This window comes from bacterium, assembly GCA_029210965.1.
GTDB lineage: Bacteria > BMS3Abin14 > BMS3Abin14 > BMS3Abin14 > BMS3Abin14 > JALHUC01.
Genome location: JARGFZ010000132.1, coordinates 1 through 627 on the forward strand (window position 1 = coordinate 1; position 627 = coordinate 627).

Annotated in this window: 1 protein-coding gene; it reads left to right on the forward strand. The window is 58.7% G+C overall.

The window, feature by feature from the left end; translation table 11 throughout:
• Positions 1 to 379 precede the first annotated feature (379 nt).
• Positions 380 to 627 (forward strand): HIRAN protein (locus P1S59_14625; protein ID MDF1527459.1); only part of this gene is annotated, 248 nt, incomplete at its 3' end.

Here is a 627-nt window from a genome sequence, read left to right on the forward strand (position 1 = left end):
GAAGACGGCTGAGGGGAGGGGATTGAGGGGAGGGTGAAATAAACGCGATGACCCGGAATCCAGTCGCACCATGTCATTGCGAGGAGCGTCGAGAATGGCGAGGGCGACGCGGCAATCCCGATTTCCATGAAAGCGGTAAAGGCTGCCTCTCGCGGAGGCGCAGTGCGGCTGGCTGAAGGCCACTTCACAGAGGAAGGTGGAGAAAAAGTCGAACGCGGGGAAAGAGCGGTTCAGGCACGTAGATACTTAGACACGTAAGTCTTCCGGAATCCAGCTCCAGAATTGAAAAAAAGTTTCATCTCGATTCTGAAGCTCACCTCCTGAGCCACTGAGGGAGCTATAATTCACGGTAAGGCTATTAAACCCTCAGGAGGGTGCCATGGACAGGATGACCTTTTTCAAACGCGTGGCTGTACTGGTTGGCGCCTGTGCTTTGAAAGCAGTTCCCGCCGCGGCAAGGCGAAAAGAGCAGGTCGAGATCCAGCGGTCCCCCGTCGCCGGGTTCCAGTATGGGGAAGGGGAGGAGGTCTGGAGGGAACTCCCGGTGGGAGCGCCATTGGCCCTGGTCCGGGAGCCGGGCAACCCCCACGACGAAAGAGCCGTGCGGGTCCAGTGGAGAGGGCGCAA